Source organism: Lentzea kentuckyensis (assembly GCF_002150765.1).
In the GTDB taxonomy this organism is placed as follows: Bacteria; Actinomycetota; Actinomycetes; order Mycobacteriales; family Pseudonocardiaceae; genus Lentzea; species Lentzea kentuckyensis.
The window spans coordinates 578-1,016 of record NZ_MUYM01000246.1 but is presented as its reverse complement, the minus strand read 5'-3'; the positions used below and the strand labels follow the sequence as shown (position 1 = coordinate 1,016).

Genomic DNA, 439 nt, shown 5'->3' with positions numbered 1-439 from the left:
ACCACTTTCGGCCAGGTGCTTTAGCACTTCTTCCACGACAGCCGGAACGTGGTGCTCACGCTGGAGTCGGTCGAGTCCATGGTCATGAAGCTGTCGCCGCCCTTGCCGGTGACCTTCAGCTCGGTCTCGATCGTCAACGGCTTCCGCTCCTTGCACGGCCCGTGCGCAACCCCGTCCGGCGTGTCCGTGACCTGCCAGTTGTCACTCATCGGCCCCTGATACGTGCGCATGCTGTGCCGCGTAGGAAACCCCGGGAAGTGGTAGTCGTTGCGCACAACGCCCTTGGTCTTGTCCGCCAGATGCGCGAACCCGCGATAGTCCGTCGCCGCGATGCCGTACGTGTACCCGGCCGCGTGGTTGAGCCGCAGTGCGATCGTGCAGCTCTTCTTGGCCTCACTCCCGTTGCCCTGCACCAGGAAGTCGCTGTAGGTCACGGTGA

1 protein-coding gene is annotated in these 439 nt (G+C 63.8%); it reads right to left on the bottom strand.

The window, feature by feature from the left end; all coding sequences use genetic code 11:
• Window positions 1-20: 20 nt before the first annotated feature.
• Window positions 21-439: DUF4360 domain-containing protein (locus B0F77_RS46420; RefSeq protein WP_086669367.1), on the bottom strand; the 419-nt coding region annotated here is incomplete at its 5' end.